This window comes from Akkermansia sp. KLE1798 (assembly GCF_001580195.1).
Taxonomy (GTDB): domain Bacteria; phylum Verrucomicrobiota; class Verrucomicrobiia; order Verrucomicrobiales; family Akkermansiaceae; genus Akkermansia; species Akkermansia biwaensis.
Genome location: NZ_KQ971081.1, coordinates 40,047 through 59,075 on the forward strand (window position 1 = coordinate 40,047; position 19,029 = coordinate 59,075).

General features: G+C 62.0%; 14 protein-coding genes. 9 read left to right on the forward strand and 5 right to left on the reverse strand.

From position 1 onward, the window contains the following. Window position 1: 1 nt before the first annotated feature. From HMPREF3039_RS04995 to HMPREF3039_RS05005, 3 genes are read right to left on the reverse strand one after another with little or no spacing between them, the layout of a single operon-like run. Window positions 2–1,108 carry an ABC transporter permease gene (locus HMPREF3039_RS04995; protein WP_067571124.1) on the reverse strand — a complete coding sequence of 369 codons (1,107 nt, stop codon included), beginning with the start codon at window positions 1,106–1,108 and terminating at the stop codon, window positions 2–4. Next, the gene (locus HMPREF3039_RS05000; protein WP_067571126.1) at window positions 1,105–2,868 is read right to left on the reverse strand and encodes an ATP-binding cassette domain-containing protein; all 1,764 of its coding nucleotides are present in this window, start codon (window positions 2,866–2,868) and stop codon (window positions 1,105–1,107) included. Before HMPREF3039_RS05000 ends, HMPREF3039_RS04995 begins: the two co-directional genes overlap by 4 nt. Continuing rightward, window positions 2,865–3,905, reverse strand: coding sequence for an HlyD family secretion protein (locus HMPREF3039_RS05005; protein ID WP_067571128.1), 1,041 nt, complete (start codon window positions 3,903–3,905; stop codon window positions 2,865–2,867). Before HMPREF3039_RS05005 ends, HMPREF3039_RS05000 begins: the two co-directional genes overlap by 4 nt. A 114-nt stretch (window positions 3,906–4,019) precedes the next feature. Between HMPREF3039_RS05005 and alaS the strand changes: the two genes are divergently transcribed. Further along, on the forward strand, window positions 4,020–6,848 hold the full coding sequence (gene alaS / locus HMPREF3039_RS05010) for an alanine--tRNA ligase (RefSeq protein WP_067571130.1): 2,829 nt from the start codon (window positions 4,020–4,022) through the stop codon (window positions 6,846–6,848). A gap of 34 nt (window positions 6,849–6,882) precedes the next feature. Then, window positions 6,883–7,707 carry a CDP-diacylglycerol--serine O-phosphatidyltransferase gene (pssA, locus tag HMPREF3039_RS05015; protein WP_067571132.1) on the forward strand — a complete coding sequence of 275 codons (825 nt, stop codon included), beginning with the start codon at window positions 6,883–6,885 and terminating at the stop codon, window positions 7,705–7,707. Window positions 7,708–7,806: 99 nt separating this feature from the next. Here the strand turns inward: pssA and HMPREF3039_RS05020 are convergent, their stop codons facing one another. Further along, window positions 7,807–8,322, reverse strand: a complete 516-nt coding sequence (locus tag HMPREF3039_RS05020; RefSeq protein WP_067571134.1) for a hypothetical protein — start codon at window positions 8,320–8,322, stop codon at window positions 7,807–7,809. A 64-nt stretch (window positions 8,323–8,386) separates the two neighbouring features. Here HMPREF3039_RS05020 and folP point away from each other — a divergent pair, with 64 nt between their 5' ends. From folP to HMPREF3039_RS05050, 6 genes are all read left to right on the forward strand, one after another. Then, window positions 8,387–9,226 (forward strand): dihydropteroate synthase, encoded by an 840-nt coding sequence (folP, locus tag HMPREF3039_RS05025; RefSeq protein ID WP_067571136.1) that lies wholly within the window; start codon window positions 8,387–8,389, stop codon window positions 9,224–9,226. Between the two features lie 7 nt (window positions 9,227–9,233). Beyond that, on the forward strand, window positions 9,234–11,825 hold the full coding sequence (locus tag HMPREF3039_RS05030) for a YfhO family protein (RefSeq protein ID WP_067571137.1): 2,592 nt from the start codon (window positions 9,234–9,236) through the stop codon (window positions 11,823–11,825). A gap of 110 nt (window positions 11,826–11,935) precedes the next feature. Continuing rightward, the gene (locus HMPREF3039_RS05035; protein WP_067571139.1) at window positions 11,936–12,457 is read left to right on the forward strand and encodes a GbsR/MarR family transcriptional regulator; all 522 of its coding nucleotides are present in this window, start codon (window positions 11,936–11,938) and stop codon (window positions 12,455–12,457) included. Window positions 12,458–12,549: 92 nt separating this feature from the next. After that, on the forward strand, window positions 12,550–13,500 hold the full coding sequence (locus tag HMPREF3039_RS05040; protein ID WP_067571141.1) for an SDR family oxidoreductase: 951 nt from the start codon (window positions 12,550–12,552) through the stop codon (window positions 13,498–13,500). Window positions 13,501–13,641: 141 nt separating this feature from the next. Next, on the forward strand, window positions 13,642–15,414 hold the full coding sequence (gene ispG / locus HMPREF3039_RS05045) for a (E)-4-hydroxy-3-methylbut-2-enyl-diphosphate synthase (RefSeq protein ID WP_067571143.1): 1,773 nt from the start codon (window positions 13,642–13,644) through the stop codon (window positions 15,412–15,414). An 18-nt stretch (window positions 15,415–15,432) separates the two neighbouring features. After that, complete coding sequence (locus HMPREF3039_RS05050; protein ID WP_067571145.1) at window positions 15,433–16,083, forward strand: SDR family NAD(P)-dependent oxidoreductase; 651 nt, start codon at window positions 15,433–15,435, stop codon at window positions 16,081–16,083. Here the strand turns inward: HMPREF3039_RS05050 and HMPREF3039_RS05055 are convergent. Further along, window positions 16,080–17,417, reverse strand: coding sequence for an alpha/beta hydrolase family protein (locus HMPREF3039_RS05055; protein ID WP_082770089.1), 1,338 nt, complete (start codon window positions 17,415–17,417; stop codon window positions 16,080–16,082). The genes HMPREF3039_RS05050 and HMPREF3039_RS05055 overlap by 4 nt on opposite strands. Window positions 17,418–17,837: 420 nt before the next feature. On the opposite strand from HMPREF3039_RS05055, the gene HMPREF3039_RS05060 reads away from it, so the two are divergent. Then, window positions 17,838–19,010 carry a beta-ketoacyl synthase N-terminal-like domain-containing protein gene (locus HMPREF3039_RS05060; RefSeq protein WP_067571147.1) on the forward strand — a complete coding sequence of 391 codons (1,173 nt, stop codon included), beginning with the start codon at window positions 17,838–17,840 and terminating at the stop codon, window positions 19,008–19,010. Window positions 19,011–19,029: the final 19 nt, after the last annotated feature.

Here is a 19,029-nt window from a genome sequence, read left to right on the forward strand (position 1 = left end):
GTTATTCGAGGGATTTGGGGGCTTTCAGGCGCGCGATGCTCATCAGGACCACGGCAAAGACGCCCAGCGTGATGCAGCACGGAATGATGACGGAGGGGATGTCCCCGGCCAGGAACAGGGTCTGGAGCAGGGTGACGTAGTAGCGCGCGGGGATGATGTAGGTGGCGGCCCGGACGGCGGGAGGCATGTTGAGGATGTCGTACAGGAAGCCGGAGAGCATCAGGGCGGGCATGAAGGTGCCCATGATGGCGAACTGGCAGGCCAGGAACTGGTTTTTCGTGGCCGTGGAGATGACCAGCCCCAGGCCCAGCGCCACGATGAGGAACAGGGCGGACACGGCCAGCAGCAGGAGGAGGGAGCCGCGGATGGGGATGTCAAAGACGAAGGCGGCGAAGACCATGGAGATGGCCAGGCTGACCATGCCCAGCAGGAAGTTGGTGGCCGCCTTGGCGGTGAGGATTTCCCCGCTGCCCACGGGTGTGACGAAGAGGCTTTCCAGCGTGCCCCGTTCATATTCCCGCGCCATGACCAGGGAGGTGAGCAGCGCGCCGATCATGGTCATGATGGTGACGATGACCCCGGGCACCAGGTAGTAGTGGCTGTCGTTGGCTTCGTTGAAGCGGGTGCGCGCCTGCACTTCCAGGGCGGGGGCGGTTTGCCCGGCCAGCTCTGCGGCCCAGGAGCCGACAACCGCCTGAAGGTAGCTACGGATGAGGGTGGCCTGGTTGGCATTGACGCCGTTGACGACGATCTGGATTTTGGTGATGCCGCCGTTGAGGGTGTCCGGGGCGTTGCTTTGCAGGGCGATGAAGGCGTCCACTTCATGGGTGCGCAGCAGTTCTTCCGCCTCGCGGGAGGAGAAGACGCGCCGGGTCTGGAAGTATTTGGAGAGGGTGAGCCGCGTTTCCAGGCTGGTGGACTGGCCGGAAGCTGGCACCGCGAGGTACGCGATGCGCACGTTTTTGATGTCCATGCTCATGCCGTAGCCGAAGAGGAGCAGGAGCACGGCGGGAAGGATGACGGCGATCCCCACGTTGCCGGGGTCTCGGACTACCTGGTGGAGTTCCTTGACGATGAGCGCGCCGATGCGTTTGAGGGAGGCGATCATGAGTTTTCCCCTCCCTTCTTCATGTATTGTTCCGTGATGGCCAGAAAAGCGTCTTCCAGGGAGGCGGGCGCGCCGTCCTCCCGGGGCGGCGCGTGTTTGCGTATTTCATCCGGGGAGCCTTCCGCCAGCGTGGTGCCGTCCATCATAATGAGCATGTTGTCGCAGAATTCCGCCTCTCCCAGGAAGTGGGTGGTGATGATGATGGTGACGCCTTTTTCCGCCAGCGAGTTGATGCGCAGCCAGAAGTCGCGCCGCGCCAGCGGGTCCGCGCCGGAGGTGGGTTCGTCCAGAAAGAGGATGTCCGGGGAGTGGAGCAGCCCGCACGCCATGCTGAGGCGCTGCTTGTAGCCGCCGGGCAGGTGGGCGGCGGGAGAGTCCATATAGGGAGTGAGGTGGAATTCCTCTTCCATGGCCTGGATGGCGTCCTTCCGCTCCTTCCCGGCCATGCCGTACGCCCCGGCGAAGAATTCCAGGTTCTGCCGCGTGGTGAGCATGCCGTACATGGAGAATTTCTGGGCTACGTACCCTACTTTCCTCCGTGCCCGGGCCGCGGCCGTCCGCAGGTCCGCCCCGGCTACGTTGAGCGTGCCGCTGGTGGCGGGCAGCAGCCCGCAGAGCATGCGGAAGGTGGTGCTTTTCCCGGCTCCGTTCGGTCCCAGCAGGCCGAAGACCTGCCCTTTCCGGACGGAGAAGCTGACGTGGTTGACGGCGGTGAAATTCCCGAATCGGCGCACGAGGTCCGTGACCCGGATGACGACGTCTCCTTCCGCCGCCTGTTCCGGGAGCGGTTTTCCTTCCGGAACGGGAATGTCTTCGGGCGCCGGGTCCGTTTGTTCCGCCAGCAGGGTCATGAAGCCGTCGGAGAAGTCCGGGCTGCCCGGCTGCGGATGGTATTCCTCCAGTTTTTGCCGCGTGGGGTGGTCCGGTGGCAGGATGATGCGGACCGTTCCTCCCTGGGGCGTGGCGTTGATGATGCCGGGCATGGAGGCCAGCCTGCTCTGGAACTGGCGGGTGTTGATTTTTTCCGGGGTCTGCACCGTGACGCACATGCCTTCCGCGCGCGCGATGACGTCCGCGGGCAGCGCGTCCACGAGCAGCCGCCCCTGATACATGATGAGGGTTCTGTTGCAGTAGGCGGATTCATCCATGTACGAGGTGCTGACGAGCACCCCCACGCCTTCCTCATGGGAGAATTGCCCGAGGATGTTCCACAGTTCCCGGCGGGAGAGGGGGTCCACGCCCACCGTAGGTTCGTCCAGCAGGATGAGGGGCGGGGAGGAGATCAGCGAGCAACACAGCCCCAGCTTCTGCTTCATGCCGCCGGAGAGTTTGCCCGCCAGGCGTCCGGTGAAGCGTTCCAGACTGGTCATGGAGAGGAGGCTGCGGAAGCGTTTTTCCCGGTCCTGACCGGAGACGCCGTGCATCCGGGCGTAAAGCTCCATGTTTTCCCGGACGGTGAGGTCCTCGTACAGGCCGAATTTCTGCGGCATGTAGCCGATAGAGGATTGAATGGCCCGGCTTTTTTTCACGGAGTCCAGATTCAGGACGGAGATGGAGCCCTCATGCGGTTTCATCAGCCCCGTAATCAGGCGGATGAGGGTGGTTTTTCCCGCGCCGTCCGGCCCCAGCAGCCCCACGATTTCCCCGGAGGAGAGGCGGAAGGAGACGCCGTCCACCGCCGCAAAGGGGACGCCTGCCGGGTCCGGAAACATTTTGCGGACGTTCCGGCAGTCGATCAGGAGGCGGGAGTCTGCATTCATGGCCTGGGGTGTTCCGGAGCGGGCCTGCCGCTTTCCTGGTCCAGGGGGATGATGACCGTGGCCGGGGCGCCCAGGCGCAGCCGGTTGTCCGGATCGTCCACGATGATGCGCACTTCATAGACCAGGGCCGTTCTGAGGTCCGGCGTTTCCACGTTTTTAGGCGTGAATTCCGCAACGGAGGAGATGAATCCCACCGTTCCCTTGAAGTCCGTGCCGGGGAAGCTGTCGTTATGGACGGTGGCGGAGAAGCCGGGCTTGACTTTCCCCAGCTGGGATTCCGTAAGGTATGCCCTCACCCATTTGGTGTGGGTCAGGGAGAGGTTGTAAACGGGTTTCTGGGGGGAGGCCATGTCCCCCTTTTCCAGAATGCGGTTGCGCACCACGGCGTCGCTCGGAGCGTAGAGAACGGCGTCTTTCAGGTTTTGCTCCCTGATGGTGAGGTTGGCCTTGGCCTGGTTGTACTGGGCGAGGGCCTGGGCTATGTCTTCCACGCGGGAGCCGGCCAGCAGCAGTTCCAGCTGTTTCTGCGCTACGTCCAGATTGGCGGAGGCCACCTGCTGGGAGGCTACGGCGTCGTCCGCCTCCTGCCGGGAGATGGATTTGCTTTCCGCCAGCGCCACGAGCCTTTTGCTGCGCAGGGCGGCGTTGTTCAGCGTGGCCTGGGCGGATTCCACATTCGCCCGCGCCTGGGCTATTTCCTCCCGGCGGGGGCCGTTTTTCACGCGCAGGTAGTTCTGGCGGGCGGCTTCCGCCGTCTGGCGCGCCTCATCCGCGGCCTGCTCCAGGCGCACCGTTTCCAGCGTGGCGAGTTTCTGCCCGGCGGTGACGGTGTCTCCTTCGTCCACCAGAACGGAGTCGATCCGCTCGGAGATCAGGAAGGCCAGGTCCACCTGCCGCAGGTCCACGTTGCCGTAGAGTACGGCTTCCTGCTCGGGTCCGGCGGGAACCTCCCGGTAAATGAACCAGGCCGCCGCGCCTGCGGCACACAGCAGGATCAGGATGACCACCAGCTTTTTCATGTCTATGTTTATACGCATGTATAATATTTCTTTGCAAACAAAAACGCAGTCATCATGACGGGGAAGGAATTAGCGGTTTACTAAGGGGGGGAGAACGGGCATAATCCGGCGACTTTTACTTTTCCAATCGATATGATGACCGCCACCGAGATACGCCAAAGCTTTCTGGACTTTTTCCGCGAAAAACAGCACACGGTCGTGCCTTCTGCCTCTTTGATGCCCCAAAGCCCCGGACTGTTGTTCACGAATGCCGGCATGAACCAGTTTGTTCCGTATTTCCTGGGCGTATGGACGCCGCCGTGGAAGCCCGCCCGCGCCACGGACACCCAGAAGTGCATCCGCGCCGGGGGCAAGCACAACGACCTGGAGGATGTGGGTTACGATTCCTACCACCACACGTTTTTCGAGATGCTGGGCAACTGGTCCTTCGGCGATTATTTCAAGAAGGAAGCCATCCACTGGGCCTGGGAGCTGGTCGTGGAACGCTGGGGTTTTCCGGCGGAACGGCTGTACGCCACGGTGTACGCTCCGGACAAGAGCAAGGGGGATCCCGGCGAGTTTGACCAGGAGGCCTGGAATTACTGGGCGGAGCTGTTCCGTTCCCGCGGGCTGGACCCGGACGTTCACATCGTGCACGGCAACGTGAAGGACAATTTCTGGATGATGGGAGAGACCGGCCCCTGCGGCCCCTGTTCCGAACTGCACGTGGACCTGACGCCGAACGGCGATACGCACGGCAGGCTGGTGAACAAGGATTCCGATTTGTGCATCGAGATCTGGAACCTGGTGTTCATCCAGTACAATGCGGAGAGCGACGGCTCCATGCGCAACCTGCCCGCCTGCCATGTGGATACGGGCATGGGCTTTGAACGCGCCTGCTCCATCATGCAGTGCACGGACGGGTTCAAGGATTTTTCCCGCAAGCCTTCCAATTACGCCACGGACGTGTTCCGCCCCCTGTTTGACAGGCTGGAAGCCCTGAGCGGCCGGAAGTACACGGACGTTTATCCGGCCCCCGGCTCCAAGCTGGTGGCCGCCGGGGACGACGTTCTCCAGGAGGCGATCGCCTTCCGCGTGATTGCCGACCACCTGCGCACCCTGAGTTTTTCCATTGCGGACGGAATTCTGCCGGGCAACAACGGCCGAAATTACGTGCTGCGCCGCATTTTGCGCCGCGCCGTGCGCTATGGACGCCGCCTGGGGTTCACCCAGCCGTTCCTGGCCGAATTGGTGGATACGCTGGTGGCCTCCTTCGGCCAGGTGTTTCCGGAACTGGCTTCCCGCGCCGATACGGTGAAGGAGGTGCTGACCCGTGAAGAGGCCAGCTTCAATGAAACGCTGGACCGCGGCCTGGAGTTGTTTGACGCGGAAACGGCTTCCGCCGGGAAGGTGACCGGCGAGTTTGCCTTCAAGCTTTACGATACCTACGGATTCCCGGTGGACCTGACCGCCCTGCTTGCGGAGGAACGCGGGCTGGACATCGACATGGAACGCTTCAACCGCCTGATGGAGGAACAGCGCGACCGGGCCCGCGCAGCACGGAAGAGCGAGGTGGTGCGCGCCCTGGATTTGAAGACGGACGCCGTAACGGATTTCACGGGCTACGATGTGGACGAGTGCGCCGCCACCGTGCTGGAAGTGAGCCGCCAGGGGGATTCCCTGTTTATTATTACGGACAAGACGCCGTTTTACGCGGAGATGGGCGGCCAGGTGTCCGATGCCGGACTGATCGAGATCGGCGGGGACAGCTACCACGTGGCGGCTGTCCAGCAGATCGGCGGAGCGCGCGCCCATGTGGTGGAGTACCAGGAAGGGCTGAACGTGAAGCCCGGGGACCGCGTGCATTTGAGCATTGACGCGGAACGCCGCCGCCGGGTGGAGGCCCACCATACCGCCACCCACCTCCTGCACTGCGCCCTGCACCAGGTGGTGAGTCCGGACGCGGCCCAGCAAGGGTCCTTCGTTTCGGAAGACCGTCTGCGCTTTGACTTCAACAGCGGAGCCGTTACGCCGGACCAGCTGCGGAAGATCGAAGAGAAGGTAAACGGCTGGATTGACGCCGGATTGCCGGTGTATTGCACGGAACGCGCCTATGCGGAGGTGAAGGGGAATTCCGCCATCGCCCAGTTTTTTGGGGACAAGTACGGGGATTTGGTGCGCGTCGTCCAGGTGGGTGGCTGCGAGAACGCTTTGGACGGCGTTTCCATGGAGTTCTGCGGGGGTACCCACATCGCGAATACGAAGGATATCGGCCTGTTCAAGATCAAAAGTGAAGGGGCCATCGCCTCCGGCGTGCGCCGCATTGAGGCCATGACGGGGGATGCCGCCCTGGAGATGATCCGTCAGCACGTCGTTGCCAAGAGCTTGGAGATTGCCAAGGCGGTGGAAAAGATCAAGGAGGTGAATTATGCCCTGGAAGACATGGGGATGGCGCAGGTTCCGGTTCCCACGATTGAGGGCAAGCCCGGCTTGTCCGCCATCGGCGCTTCCGACATCCGCACGGTGAATGAGTCTCTGGAACGGTTTGACGCCAGCGTGGAACATTTCAAGCAGACGGCCCTGGATGCGGAGAAGAAGCTGAAGAAGGCCCGCGCCGGGCAGTCCGCCGCCAGGGCTGACGCCCTGCTGAACGAATGGCTTTCCGGTGATCCCGCTTCTTTGATTCAGGTGGCGGAAGGGTCGGGAGAGCTTCTCCAGGAACTGCTCAACGGCCTGAAAAAACGCCAGTATGCGGGCGCGGCCTTCCTGCTGTGCGTGGATAGTTCTTCCTTGCTCCTGGGAGCGTATTGTGGCAAAGATGCCATTGCGGACGGCCTGTCCGCCGGGGACCTGGTCCGCGAGGTGTCGTCCCTGGCCGGCGGCAAGGGCGGCGGCCGTGCCGACCAGGCCCGCGGTTCCGCCCCGCAGGATGCGGACCCCCAGACACTGGCCGCCGCGGCGCGCAAGATTATCAACGGATAGGCCCTGAGGGGCCGCTCCAGTAAAGAAGCCGATCATGGACAAGAAGATTTTTCCGGACGAACCCGAGATTCCCATTCTGCCGAACCTGTTCACGGCAGGGAATCTGGTGTGCGGATTTTTCGCCATTCTGACGATTTTTGAGGGGATCAACCAGGCGGATAGCGACGCCGTGGCGGCCTTTGCCTATTATCAGAATGCCACGTTCCTGATTTTCGCGGCGTGCCTGTTCGACTTGTTTGACGGCCGGATTGCGCGCATGCGCGGGCAGGACGGCCCGTTCGGCAGGGAATTCGATTCCCTGGCGGACATCGTCTCCTTCGGCATCGCTCCGGCCCTGCTGGTGGCCAAGGCGGTGTTGTTCCAGCTTTCCCCGCCGGAAGTGGGCTGGGGCATCGGCATCCTGTACCTGCTGTGCGCCGCCCTGCGGCTGGCGCGTTTCAACTGCATGGCTTCGGCCCCCCGCAAGGAGGGGCAGAGCAGCGATTTTGTGGGGCTTCCCGTTCCGATGGCGGCCGGGGCCGTGGTTTCCACCATGTACCTGGTGATGTATCTGGCGGGAAGGGCTCCGGACGGGTCCATGGACCTGGGAGCGTTCAAGTACGTGATCGCCCTGGCGATGGCGGGCGTTTCCGTGCTGATGATGAGCCGGGTGATTTATCCCAGCTTCAAGCATATCAACATGCGCACCCGCGGCACGATGTACGCGATCGTGCTCATTGTTCTGACGGTGATCTGCATTTTCAAGTTTCCGTGGGTGATGCCCGCGGTGATTTTCTCCATTTACCTGCTGTACGGGCTTGTCCGCCCCTGGATAGACCGCCGTTGGCGGCGCAGGCTGGAAGCCAATGACGAGGAGTAAAGGCGGGAGTTTTCCCGTGAAAAGAAAACCGGCCGCGCATCGCAGAGACGGGCGGCCGGAATGAGGAGGGAATGTTTTCCCGCTGATGGGAAGTCCGGGTTATCTGTTCCGCGGCTTGAAATCGTCGGCAAAGGGGTCTTTTTCCGGAGCGGAAGGGCCACTGTGGATTTCAAGGTTCTTGTTCTTGACCAGCGTGATGCAGATGGGCTTGCTCCGGTTTCCCTGGGCGTCGTACCTGTACAGGAAGCGGCGGACAAGTTCCTTGGTTTTGGAGTCGAACATGCGTTCCTCCACCAGCTCGGCGTATTGGTTGTAGCCGTAGCTTACGTTGAACAGTTCATTTTTCTTGCCGTCGTAGATCAGGCAGGACGTGAGCTGTCCGAATTTCCCGCGGGAATAGTAGGTGACGGAGACCAAGACGTTGTTGACGTTGTAGGTGCGCTTCCGCATGCCCTGGCCGTTGGAGGTTCTTTCAAAATAGCTGCGCGAACCGTCCTCATGCTTGACCAGGCGGGAGGAAGAGGGTTCCCGTATCTTGAATTCGTCCGGCGCGGCCTGAAGGACGGAAGCCGCCAGGGCCAGCGGGACGATGAAAAGCAGGGGCGATGTTTTCATGATGAAAAAAGTGTTTCTGACTTATTAAAGTGATGTATAGTGCCTTTGACAAGAACGTAATTAAATGAATTGGCTCGTAAGGCGACATGAGTTGAACGTAGAGCGCGGCGGCGTGCTGATGGGGATTGTGAATGTTACTCCGGATTCCTTTTCCGACGGAGGCCGTTTTTATGCGCTGGAAGAGGCCCTTGGCCATGCGGAGGAGCTGGAACGGCAGGGCGCCGTTATTCTGGACATAGGGGGCGAGTCCACCCGTCCGGGAGCGGCGGAGGTTTCCGCGGATGAGGAGGTGGCCCGTGTGTTGCCCGTGGTGCGGGAGCTCCGGAAGCGGTCGGAGGCCGTGATTTCCGTGGATACGCGCCATGCCGCCGTGGCGGCCGCGGTGCTGGAGGCGGGGGCGGACGTGATCAATGATATTTCCGGACTGTCGGACCCCGGCATGGCGGAGTTGTGCGCGCAGGCGCGCTGCGGCGTGGTGGTGATGCACATGCAGGGGCGCCCGGAGACGATGCAGGACGCGCCCGCGTACGGGGATGTTCTGGAGGAGGTGAGCCGCTATTTTGAGGAACGGTATGATTTTCTGCTGGAAAAGGGGCTTTTGCCGGAACAGGTCTGCTGGGACCCCGGCATCGGCTTCGGCAAGACGCTGGACCATAACCTGACTCTTCTTTCCAATATGGACCAGCTGCATGTGGCGGGGCGTCCGGTGCTGCTGGGCCTTTCCCGCAAGCGCATGCTGGGCGCCATTCTGGGAGGAACGGATGCGGGGCGTGAGCCTCTGAGCACGGCGGTGATGACGGTATGGGGGCATTTGCACGGCGCGCAAATCCACCGCGTTCATGATGTGGAAGAGAGCGCCCGCGCCCTCCGGCTGATTCAGGCCGCCGAACCGTTTGTACGCTGAACATTCCATGGTTTCCGCCTCTTCACGTCCGGTATTGACGTCGCTGGCGTCCGTAGGGTTCGCCCTTCTGGCGGCGTGCCTGTTTCTGGCCCTCCGGGGCGTCTGGCCGTTCGGCAGCCATTTTCTGGAGTACATGGACAACGGGCAGATGGTGTATCCGGCCCTGAAGTATTATGCCTCCGCCCTGATGTCCGGAGCGTGTGACGGCTCTTTTTTCTATGATATCAATGCGGGGTGCGGCATCCGGGTGAGCCCCTCCCTGCCTCATCAGCTTTTGGTGCCCTCCTCCTGGATTGCCGTGGCGATGGGGGATTCCTTCCTGTTGAGGGACATGGTCTGGGTGATGCTGGCGGACGTGGCCTGCATTTGCCTGACGGCTTCCTGGTTCCTGAGGCGCGTGTTTCCGTCCCTGTCCGTGGGATGGACCGTGCTTTTGACCGCAGGGTATGCCCTGGGGGGATTTTTCCAGACCAAGTACGGCTTCATGCAGTTTCTGGACCATGCCGCCATGTTTCCGCTGTTTGCGCTGGGGCTGTACCGGCTGGTGAATGGCGGCCGGGGCTGGCTGTATGCCGTGGGGCTGTTCCTGCTGGCTACTTCCCTGTACAGCGCTTTCATGGCCGTGGTGGCCGGGTGGCTGTTTGCGTGGGCTTATACGCTGCCGTTGAAGGGGACGGAAGAGCGGCGCATGATTCTGGCCCGCGTTTTTTGGTACACGGCGGCGGTGACGCTGGTTACCAGTTATTACTGGCTGCCGATGATGGAGATGAGCCGGGATTCCATGAGGTCCCTGTTCATGACGGCTCCCTTGTTTTCCGAGCTGCTGTGGCCGTTTGATCCTCCCAAGTTCCTGGAACGCCTGTATTCCTGCCTGCCGGGGATGGCCCCGGCCGCCCTGGCGGTCCTGTTCCTGGCGCGGAGGCGCAGGGAGCACGCGCCGCCGGACGGGGGAGTGCGCCTGTTTGTCCTTCTTTTGGCGGCTTCCATTCTTCCGGCGTTCGTGGAGCCTTTCCACCGAGCCGCCCATTTGTGGAGCTACGTGGATTTTCCCGTCCGGTTCGGCTTTATTCCCGGACTGGTTGTGGCGGCGTTCTGCGCCTGGATTCTGGCAGGAGACCGGCTGTCCGCACCGCAGGGGAGAAGGTTCGGGTGGCCGCTTTGCCTGGGATTGCCCGCCGCGGCGTTTACCGTTTCCGCAGTTGTTCTGCACGTGGTGGAGATGGACATTGTCGTGCGTCTGCTTCCCCTGCTGTTTTTCCTGTGCGCCTGGTTGATCTGGAAGCATGCGGAAGGCAGGAGGCTGATGGGCGGCATTGCCGCCGTGCTGCTGCTGGGGCTGCCCGTGGGGGCTGCCGCTTTCTGGAAGAAGGGGGATGAGGAGAAGGCCGCCGTGCAGTGCCTGAATGCGGAGTGGCTGGCGCGGCAGATGCACGGGTACCAGGGGCTTTTGCGCGTGAAGGACCGGGACAGGGTGATGGTGGATAATGCCGCCTGCCTGGGGAACATTCCCTCCATCAGCAATTTCCGGCACACGACGAGCATCGCCCATTTCCGTTTTCTGAAGAACCTGGGATACCGGGACGAGTTTACGCGCACTTATGGACAGGGGGGAACCCTGTTTTCCGACCTTTTGCTGGGGCACGGGTTCATGCTGGCGTCCCGTCCTATGGAAGGCATGGAAGATGTCCTGTCCCGCGACGGCATGTATTTGTACCGCCTGCCGGGCGCGCAATGGGGGTGGGTGGTTCCTGAAAGCGCCCTGGGACTGGAGCTTGACGACAAGGCTTCCGTTTTCGAGAATCTCAACGTATTGTACGCGCGGCTGTTCCCCTCCGGCAAGAGTCCGCTGTACGTTCCTGCGGAGGCGCGGACGGAAGTATGCGGGAATGCCTACAGCATGAGGATTCCGGAGCAGGCCGGGGCCGTGTACGGCTTTCCCCTGACGGATACGGATGAATTGAAGGTGGACGGACGGGAGGTCCCCGTGATGGCGGAAGCGCAGAAGAAGCCCGGCTGGAAAGGGAGGACTTACAACGGAACTCTGGAATTGAAATCCGCCGTAACCGGCGGGGAAACCCTGGTGACCGGGGTGATGCGGCGGCTGGTGGAGTGCCCCATGATGGTGGCCGCCGCACAGGCGGAGGAATGGGATTGGCCTGCATTTCCGGAAGGTTCCGCCCCGCGCAGGATGGAGGAACGGGGGAGAGGCGGCCACGTGGAGGTGGACCTTGCCGCCGGGGCGGGGGAGGCCCTGATGATTCCGGTGGTATATGACAGGGGATGGAGCGCCGTCCGCAACGGGGTTTCCGTGCCTGTCGAGAAGGTTGGGGAGTTGATGGCGGTGCGTTTGGAACCGGGACGGAACCGGGTGGTATTTGATTATTTTCCCCCTCTTCTGAAGGAAACGTTGGCGGTATCCGCCGTGGCGGCCCTGTTCCTGTTGCTGTATGCCGGGTGGGCGCGGCGGCATCCGGAAGCGCCGTTGAGAAGGGCTGTTCTGGCTTGCGGTTACCGCCTGTTCCTGTTTTGCGGCGCCTGTCTGATGCTGGTCGTTTATGTCGGGTCCATGGTTTTGTTCGCCGTGCAGTCCCTGCTGTGACGGGGCGGGTGTGCGGTGGTTTCCGGAAGTTTTTTCCAAAAGGGGAAGCAGGAAAATGAGAAGGGATTTTTTTGTCTTGCGTATTTTCTGAAATTACAGAAAATAAAGTCATGGTTTTGGATGACGTGCAGAGAGCTTTTGTGGAACAATGGGGGGAGATGGGCGCCAGATGGGGCGTCAGCCGGTCCGTGGCGGCGGTTCATGCGTTTTTGTATTTAAGCGAGGAGGCCCTGAGCGCCGATGATTTATGCGAGGCTTTATCCATGGCGCGTTCCAATGTTTCCACGGCGCTGAAGGAGCTGGAGGGGTGGGAGCTGGTGTTCCGGGAAAGCAGGATGGGGGACAGGAAGTCCTATTACCGCGTGCAGGCCGATGTGTGGGAGATGGCCAGAGCCATCATGAAGGAGCGTAAGAGGAGGGAGGCCGAGGGCGCCTTGAGAACGGTCGGCGAATGCCTGGAAAAAGCCCGGAAAGCCCGGAACGAGTTTCAGGAAGGCAGATTGGAGGCCATGCAGGAGATATTGCAATTGGGCTGTTCTTTTGCGGACAAGGCCGCTTCATGCCCGCCTTCCCTGATTAAGAAAGCGCTGAAGATGGGAGGAAAAGTTCTGGATTGGGTAGCCAGGAAGTAAGAGGAAAATTGCCCGGAGATATGGTGGAAGAAGGTGTAAAAGGCGTCATGGTGTTCTGAAATTTCTGTAATCATGGAAAATAGAGAAATAAAATGAAAACGAACGTGTGCGAATGTCCGGACAGGGTTGCCGTGACCGGGGTTTTGGGGTACAGCGGGCGCTATATGGCCCGGAAGCTTGCGGAGCGGGGCGCGCGGTTTGTCGGGCTGACCAATTCTCCGGAGAAGCCCAATCCGCATGGCTGGCGGCTGGCCCCCCTGTGCTGGGATGATCCCGGCACTTTGGCGGAGAGCATGCGGGGATGCCGCGCCCTGATCAATACGTACTGGGTGCGGTTTAATTCCCGGTGGTTTTCCCATGCGGAGGCTGTGGAGCATACAAGAGTGTTGTTCGAGGCCGCCGCCAGGGCCGGAGTGGAAAGGATCGTGCATATCAGCATCACCCATCCCGACAGGGACAGCAGCCTGAGCTATTTCCGAGGGAAGGCGGAGCTGGAACGCATGCTGGAGAGCCAGGATATTCCGTATTCCGTCTTGCGTCCGGCCGTCTTGTTCGGCGAACGGCCTGGGGAAGATATCCTGATTAATAATATGGCCTGGGTTCTGAGGAATTTCCCGGTAGTAGGCGTTCCGGGGGATGGGGAGTACCGCCTTCAGCCAATCCACGTGGAGGACCTGGCGGCCCTGGCCGTCCGGGAGGCGATGGCGGAAGACGGGGAAAACAGGGTTATTGAGGCGGCAGGGCCGGAGGCCTATACGTTCCGCGGCCTGTTTGCCATGCTGGGGGAGGCGATAGGCGTCAAAAGGCCGGTTGTGTCCGTTCCTCCGTGGTGCGCCTTTGCCGCCGCCCGGGTGATGGGAGTGTTCCATCGCGATGTGATGCTGACAAGGGATGAGATACGCGGGTTGATGGAGGACAGATTGTATGTTGAAGGAGCCGTTCCGGCCGGTTTTTCCCGGCTTTCCTCCTGGGCCCGGAAACATGCGCAGGAGTTGGGAAGGGCTTATGCCTGTGAAATGGCCAGGAGGAGAGTTGAAGGCTAGCTTTTTCAGGAAACGGGGCGTCCCGCGCCGGGGGGAGGCAGGCGCAGGACGCCGTAACGTTTGCCCTGCCGCGTGACGTGAAAAGGCTTTGCGCTTTTGAAGGATGGTTGACAGCGGAGCGTGGCCGGGTAGAGTGGCGGTATGCAGTCTTCCTATTGTCCGAGTCCCTATCGATACACGCGCCGCGTGACCCGCGAAGTCATGGTGGGCAATGTGGGGGTTGGCGGCGCCAATCCCATCCGCGTCCAGTCCATGCTGACGTCCGACACGCGGGATACGGATGCCTGCGTGAAGGAGGCCCTGGAGCTGGCCGCCGCCGGCTGCGAGATTATCCGGCTGACCGCCCAGACGAAGGCATACGCGGCCAATCTGGAGAATATTTCCCGCGAATTGCGAGCGGCGGGCTGCCATGTGCCGCTGGTGGCGGATATTCATTTCAAGCCGGACGCCGCGATGGAGGCCGCCAAATGGGTGGAGAAGATCCGCATTAATCCCGGCAATTTCATCGACAAGAAGAAGTTCGAGGTGCGCGAGTACACGGATGCCGAGTACCAGGAGGAACTGGACCGCGTGCGGGAGGAGTTTACGCCCCTGGTGTTGTTCTGCAAGGAACACGGGCGCGCCATGCGCATCGGTTCCAACCACGGTTCCCTGTCCGACCGCATTTTGAACCGTTTTGGCGATACGCCGGAGGGGATGGTGGAGAGCGCCATTGAGTTTGCGCAGATTGCCCGCGACCTGGATTACCATTCCCTGGTGTTTTCCATGAAGGCGTCCAGCGTGAAGGTGATGATCGCCGCGTACCGCCTGCTGGTGGAGCGCATGAACGCGCTGGGGCCGGACTGGAATTATCCCATCCATCTGGGGGTGACCGAGGCGGGAGGCGGGGAAGACGGCCGCATCAAGAGTGCGGTGGGCATCGGGTCCCTGCTGATGGACGGCATTGGCGATACCCTGCGCGTGTCCCTGACGGAAGACGCCGTGCGCGAGGTGCCCGTGGCCTACCGGCTTTCCAATCCGTTCCAGCCGTCCGAAAGGCCGGACGATCCCCCCTCCGCGTTTCCGGAGCCGGAGTTGTGCTATGATCCCCTGCAGTTTTCCAAGCGGCAGGGCGGCCTGGCCATGTGCTACGGCGTTCGCCTGGGCTGGGAACAGCCCGTGCGCGTGGTGGTTCCCGATGCCGGTTTTTACGCCCTGCAGGATGAGCGCGGCGCCATGGGCGACATGATGCCGGAACTGGCCCTGGGCCAGTTGGACGCCATTGAAGTGGACCCCCGCAGCGATGCCGGCCTGGAGCCGCTGAAAGAGCTGGCGGAGCCGTCCATCGTGACCGTGAAGAACGGGCTGGACATGGAGCCGGTGCACGCGTTCCGCCTGCTGGCTTCCCGCATTGAGGACAGGCATTTGATTTTGCTGAAGGATACGCTGGCGCCCGGTTCCGTTTCCGGAGAAGACGTGCCGCTGGTGGCCGCCCGGAATGTGGGCTCCCTGCTGTGCGACGGGATTGGGGACGCGCTGCTGGTGCAGGGAGAGTCCGATCCGCGGCTGGCTTCCTTCCTGGCGTTTAATATCCTGCAGGCCACCGGGATGCGGCTGACGCGCGCGGATTACGTTTCCTGCCCGTCCTGCGGGCGCACCCTGTACAATATTCAGGAGGCGACGGACCGCATCCGCAAGGCCACGGAACATTTGAAGGGGGTGAGGATTGCCGTGATGGGGTGCATCGTGAACGGACCGGGAGAGATGGCGGACGCCGATTTCGGGTACGTGGGGGGGGCTCCGAACAAGATCAACCTGTATGTGAAGCATACTCCCGTCAAGTTCAATATTCCCGAGGAAGAGGCGGTGGAGAGGCTGGTGGACCTGATCAAGGAGTACGGGCGCTGGGTGGAGCCGAAACAGGAAAGTTTTTAATACGGAAGACCGCACGGCATGGGAAGGGTGTTTATCAGCGGCGGAAAAGGGGGACTGGCCCGCGCCGTGGCGGCGCATTTTTCCGCTGCCGGGTGGACTGTGGACGCCCCCTCCCGTGCGGAGCTGGACGTGGGGGACTGCTCCGCCGTGGAAGAGTGGTTTGCGGGGCGGCCTGCGTATGATCTGGCGGTGTGTGCCGCCGGAGTGACGAAGGACCGCCCTTTTTTGAAACAGACGGAGGATGAATGGGACGCCGTGATGGGCGTGAATGCCAGGGGGGGCGCCTGGTGCGCCCGCTGCGCCGCGGCCGGCATGCTGCGGGAGGGCAGAGAGGGGCAGGTCGTGATGATCGGTTCCTATGCCGCGTACAGGCCCGCGCCGTCCCAGGCGGCGTATGCCGCTTCCAAGTCAGCTCTGGAAGGCCTTGTCAAGAGCCTGGCCCGGGAGTGGGGGAAGAAGGGAATCCGCGTGAATCTGGTTTTGCCGGGGTTCATGCTTACGGATATGACGGAGGGATTGCGCGGGAGCGTGAAGGAGGCGGCTTTGTCCCGGCACGTTCTGGGCAGGTTCAATACGCCGGAGCAGACGGCGGCGTTTCTCCTGTTTCTGCAGGAGGTGCTGACGGCCGCCTCCGGGCAGGTTTTTGATCTGGACAGCCGGATTCTTTAGGGGGTGGCCGGGGATTCCGAGGCTACCGCCGGTTGTTGTGAATCTGCGGGGCGTTCAGCGGTTTGTTCCGCGTTCAGGAGGCTTTTGATCCACGGGATGACGGCGTCTTTTTTGAAGAAGTGGTTGCGCGGATCGACGTTGGCCAGGCGGAAGAATTCGGTTCTGTCCAGCCCGGAGGGGAGGCGTTCCCCCTGCCAGCGTTTGGCGGGATCCGCAAAGCGCGGCTGGTGCAGGAAGCGGAAGGCGTCTTCCCTGCCCGCCATGCGGTAGGCCTGCGCGATGAAGCCGAAGTCCCGGTCCAGCCCCCCTTCCGTACAGATGACGGGGCGCGGAGCCAGGGAGGCGACGATGTCCGGGAAGTCGAATTGCTGCCAGAAGCCGGGTATCAGGTGGCGGATGGAGTTGGGCGCAGGGCGGGAGCCGTTGGAGGACGGTTTGGTCATGGTTTGCGCCCGTTCCAGCGTACGGCACAGAAAGTCGTTGTACACGAAGGCATAGATATCCGGGTTGAGGACTCCCAGAACCATCATGGGTTCCGTGCCCAAGGAGAAGCCGCTGAGGATGATATGGTTTTTTTGTATGAAGGGGAGTTTTTTCACCCAGTCCAGGATGCATTGGTCCGTGTAGGACGTGTAGCCCAGCCAGCTCCAGTCCATTTCCAGCAGGAGGCGCGCCAGGTTGTCGTAGTCGTTGGAGGCGCGTCCGGCCGCACGTTCCGCGTCCCCCTGTTCTCCGGCGCCCGCGTTGTCCACCACGACGGCCACCCAGCCTTCCCGGACATAGTGCCAGGCCATGGCGTTGGGACCCGGCCGGGGAAGGGGGGCGTTTTCCAGTTCCGCGGATGTCTCCGCCGCCAGTTCCTCCTTGGTCTGGTCCGACCCGGGAATGCAGAAGAGGACGGGGACGGGGCGCTGCGGTGTGGCGGAGTCCGGCACGAGTACCAGAAACGGTACGGCGGCGTTCGGGAAAGGATAGCTTTCCCATTTTTCCACCCTGTATCCCTGCCGTGGAACGGTTTTGACGAGCCTGGGGGGCTGTATTTCCTGCGAGGCCGGGAATTTCATCAGCTTTTTCATGGCCTGGCGCACCTGTTCCCGCCATGAAGGGAAGTTTTCAGGGGGCATGCCGGGTTGAAAGGCGCATGCCGGACGCACTTGTTCCAGCATGGTTTGGACAATGCCGCGTGAGGAGGTATGGCGACGGTCCGCGCGCGGCGATTGGAGGGCAGCCCATTCGGAAGGCTGGAAGGCCGCCGGGGAAGGGGAGGCCGTCCATGCCGGCAGGCAGCAGGCGAGAAGAAGAAGGGTGCTGCGGAAGAGTGTTTGCAAGGGCATGGAGGAGAGTTTGCCACGGTTTTTCCGGTTTTTCAAGAAGGCGGGGCTGGTCTGTTTTTCATCCGCTGTGAATGGGAAAGCGGAGAAGGCTGATGCCTTCCGTGAAATGTTCCCGCATTGGGGGAAGAATGCCTTCCTCCCAGTGTTTCCCGCTTTTTGCGGCTGATTATTCTTCCCCTGTCCGGCGGAGGGGTGTCAAGATGAGTGACGAAGAGGGGGGGGGAAAGCTGAGGCTTTTCAGCCCCCCTGGTTATGCCGAAGGGAGATGTTCCGCAAGAGCAGACAGACGCCGCCGTAAAGTTTCCGTAGTGTCCATAAGTTCGGCTTTTCGCCTTGCCGTAGATATTTATGGATTGCCTTTTATTCCCGACGTATTCGGGGCTTGTTTCCGGGGCGGCGGAGGGGTACTTTTCCCGGGTCATGATTTCGGAGGGGAACAGCTGTGCGGAACCGCGGGTTTGCGGGCTTGGCCTGGCTTCCGCATTCGGGCTGGGCGCGGAGGCTCATGTCAGCGGCGTCCGGCAAGGACTCCAGGTGTTGAAGCCGTTGAAGGAGTTGTGGGGTGCGGGGCATCCCTGGGGTGATGTCCGCAGCGGCTGGATTCCGGAGCGGGGCATGTTGTGCAGCCGCCGGAACGGTCCGGCGTCCCAGCTGGCCCTTCTTCTGGCCCGCCAGGCCGTGGAGGAAGCCGGATGGGGACCGCACGAGCTGGAGGACGCCGCGCTGGTTGTAGGCAGTTCCCGCGGGAACGCCTCCGGCTGGCTGAGTCCGTGGCCCGGCAGGCGGCCCATGAAGATTCTGGCCGTGCCCAATTCCCTGCACAGCGAGCTGGCCTCCTGCGTGAGCATTGAGCTGGGCATTCACGGTCCCTACCATGTGCTGGCAAGCGGCTGCGCCGCCGGGCTGGATGCCGTGGGGATGGCGGCCATGCTGATGCGGCAGGGCGTCGTGAAGCGGGCCCTGGCTGTGGGGCTGGACCTTCCCCTGTGCCGGGAGCTGCTGGGGACGTACTGGGCTTCCGGCATGCTGTCCCGGAATGGCGTGAATGATCCCTACGGTTCCGGGGCGGACGGGATGTGCATTTCCGAGGGAGGGGCGGCTGTGGTTCTGGAGATGTCCGCGGAGCCGGGCATTCATTTGAAGGATTATGTGGTGAATTCCGACGCGTTCAGCCCCCTGGGCATGCCGCCCGACGGGAAGCGCCTTGCGGAGCTGCTTGAAAGGGTTCTGAAGGGATGGGATGGAAGGGTGCCCCTGACCGTGTGTCCCCATGCCAGCGGTACGGCGGGGAATGCCCTGTCCGAACGGAATGCCCTGGAGCTTGTTTTTGGCCGGGACAGCCTGCCGGACCTGAGGATGATGAAGCCGTGGACGGGCCATGCGATCGGCGGCAGCGGCATTCTGGAGTTGGCGCTGATGCTGGCTTTTGTGCGTGAAGGGAGTCTGCCGCCCAATCCCGGCTGGGTGAGCTCCCCGTGCGGAGGGGCCGTCCCGGCGGCGGAAACGGCTCTGGAAGGAGAGCGCCTGCTGGTCAAGTCCGCCGCGTCCATGGGCGGCCATAACGTGGTGCTGAGTTTGTCCGTGAATGCCTGATTGCTGTCTCCGATATGAC

Bases quoted from the DNA above. Each gene is read 5' to 3' on its own strand.
- HMPREF3039_RS05040 (WP_067571141.1), top strand. From the start codon at position 12,550: ATGAAAACGAACGTGTGCGAATGTCCGGACAGGGTTGCCGTGACCGGG.
- pssA (WP_067571132.1), top strand. From the start codon at position 6,883: ATGGACAAGAAGATTTTTCCGGACGAACCCGAGATTCCCATTCTGCCG.
- HMPREF3039_RS05060 (WP_067571147.1), top strand. From the start codon at position 17,838: ATGATTTCGGAGGGGAACAGCTGTGCGGAACCGCGGGTTTGCGGGCTT.
- HMPREF3039_RS05055 (WP_082770089.1), bottom strand. From the start codon at position 17,417: ATGCCCTTGCAAACACTCTTCCGCAGCACCCTTCTTCTTCTCGCCTGC.
- HMPREF3039_RS05050 (WP_067571145.1), top strand. From the start codon at position 15,433: ATGGGAAGGGTGTTTATCAGCGGCGGAAAAGGGGGACTGGCCCGCGCC.
- HMPREF3039_RS05030 (WP_067571137.1), top strand. From the start codon at position 9,234: ATGGTTTCCGCCTCTTCACGTCCGGTATTGACGTCGCTGGCGTCCGTA.
- HMPREF3039_RS05020 (WP_067571134.1), bottom strand. From the start codon at position 8,322: ATGAAAACATCGCCCCTGCTTTTCATCGTCCCGCTGGCCCTGGCGGCT.
- HMPREF3039_RS05005 (WP_067571128.1), bottom strand. From the start codon at position 3,905: ATGCGTATAAACATAGACATGAAAAAGCTGGTGGTCATCCTGATCCTG.
- HMPREF3039_RS04995 (WP_067571124.1), bottom strand. From the start codon at position 1,108: ATGATCGCCTCCCTCAAACGCATCGGCGCGCTCATCGTCAAGGAACTC.
- ispG (WP_067571143.1), top strand. From the start codon at position 13,642: ATGCAGTCTTCCTATTGTCCGAGTCCCTATCGATACACGCGCCGCGTG.
- HMPREF3039_RS05000 (WP_067571126.1), bottom strand. From the start codon at position 2,868: ATGAATGCAGACTCCCGCCTCCTGATCGACTGCCGGAACGTCCGCAAA.
- folP (WP_067571136.1), top strand. From the start codon at position 8,387: ATGAATTGGCTCGTAAGGCGACATGAGTTGAACGTAGAGCGCGGCGGC.
- HMPREF3039_RS05035 (WP_067571139.1), top strand. From the start codon at position 11,936: ATGGTTTTGGATGACGTGCAGAGAGCTTTTGTGGAACAATGGGGGGAG.
- alaS (WP_067571130.1), top strand. From the start codon at position 4,020: ATGATGACCGCCACCGAGATACGCCAAAGCTTTCTGGACTTTTTCCGC.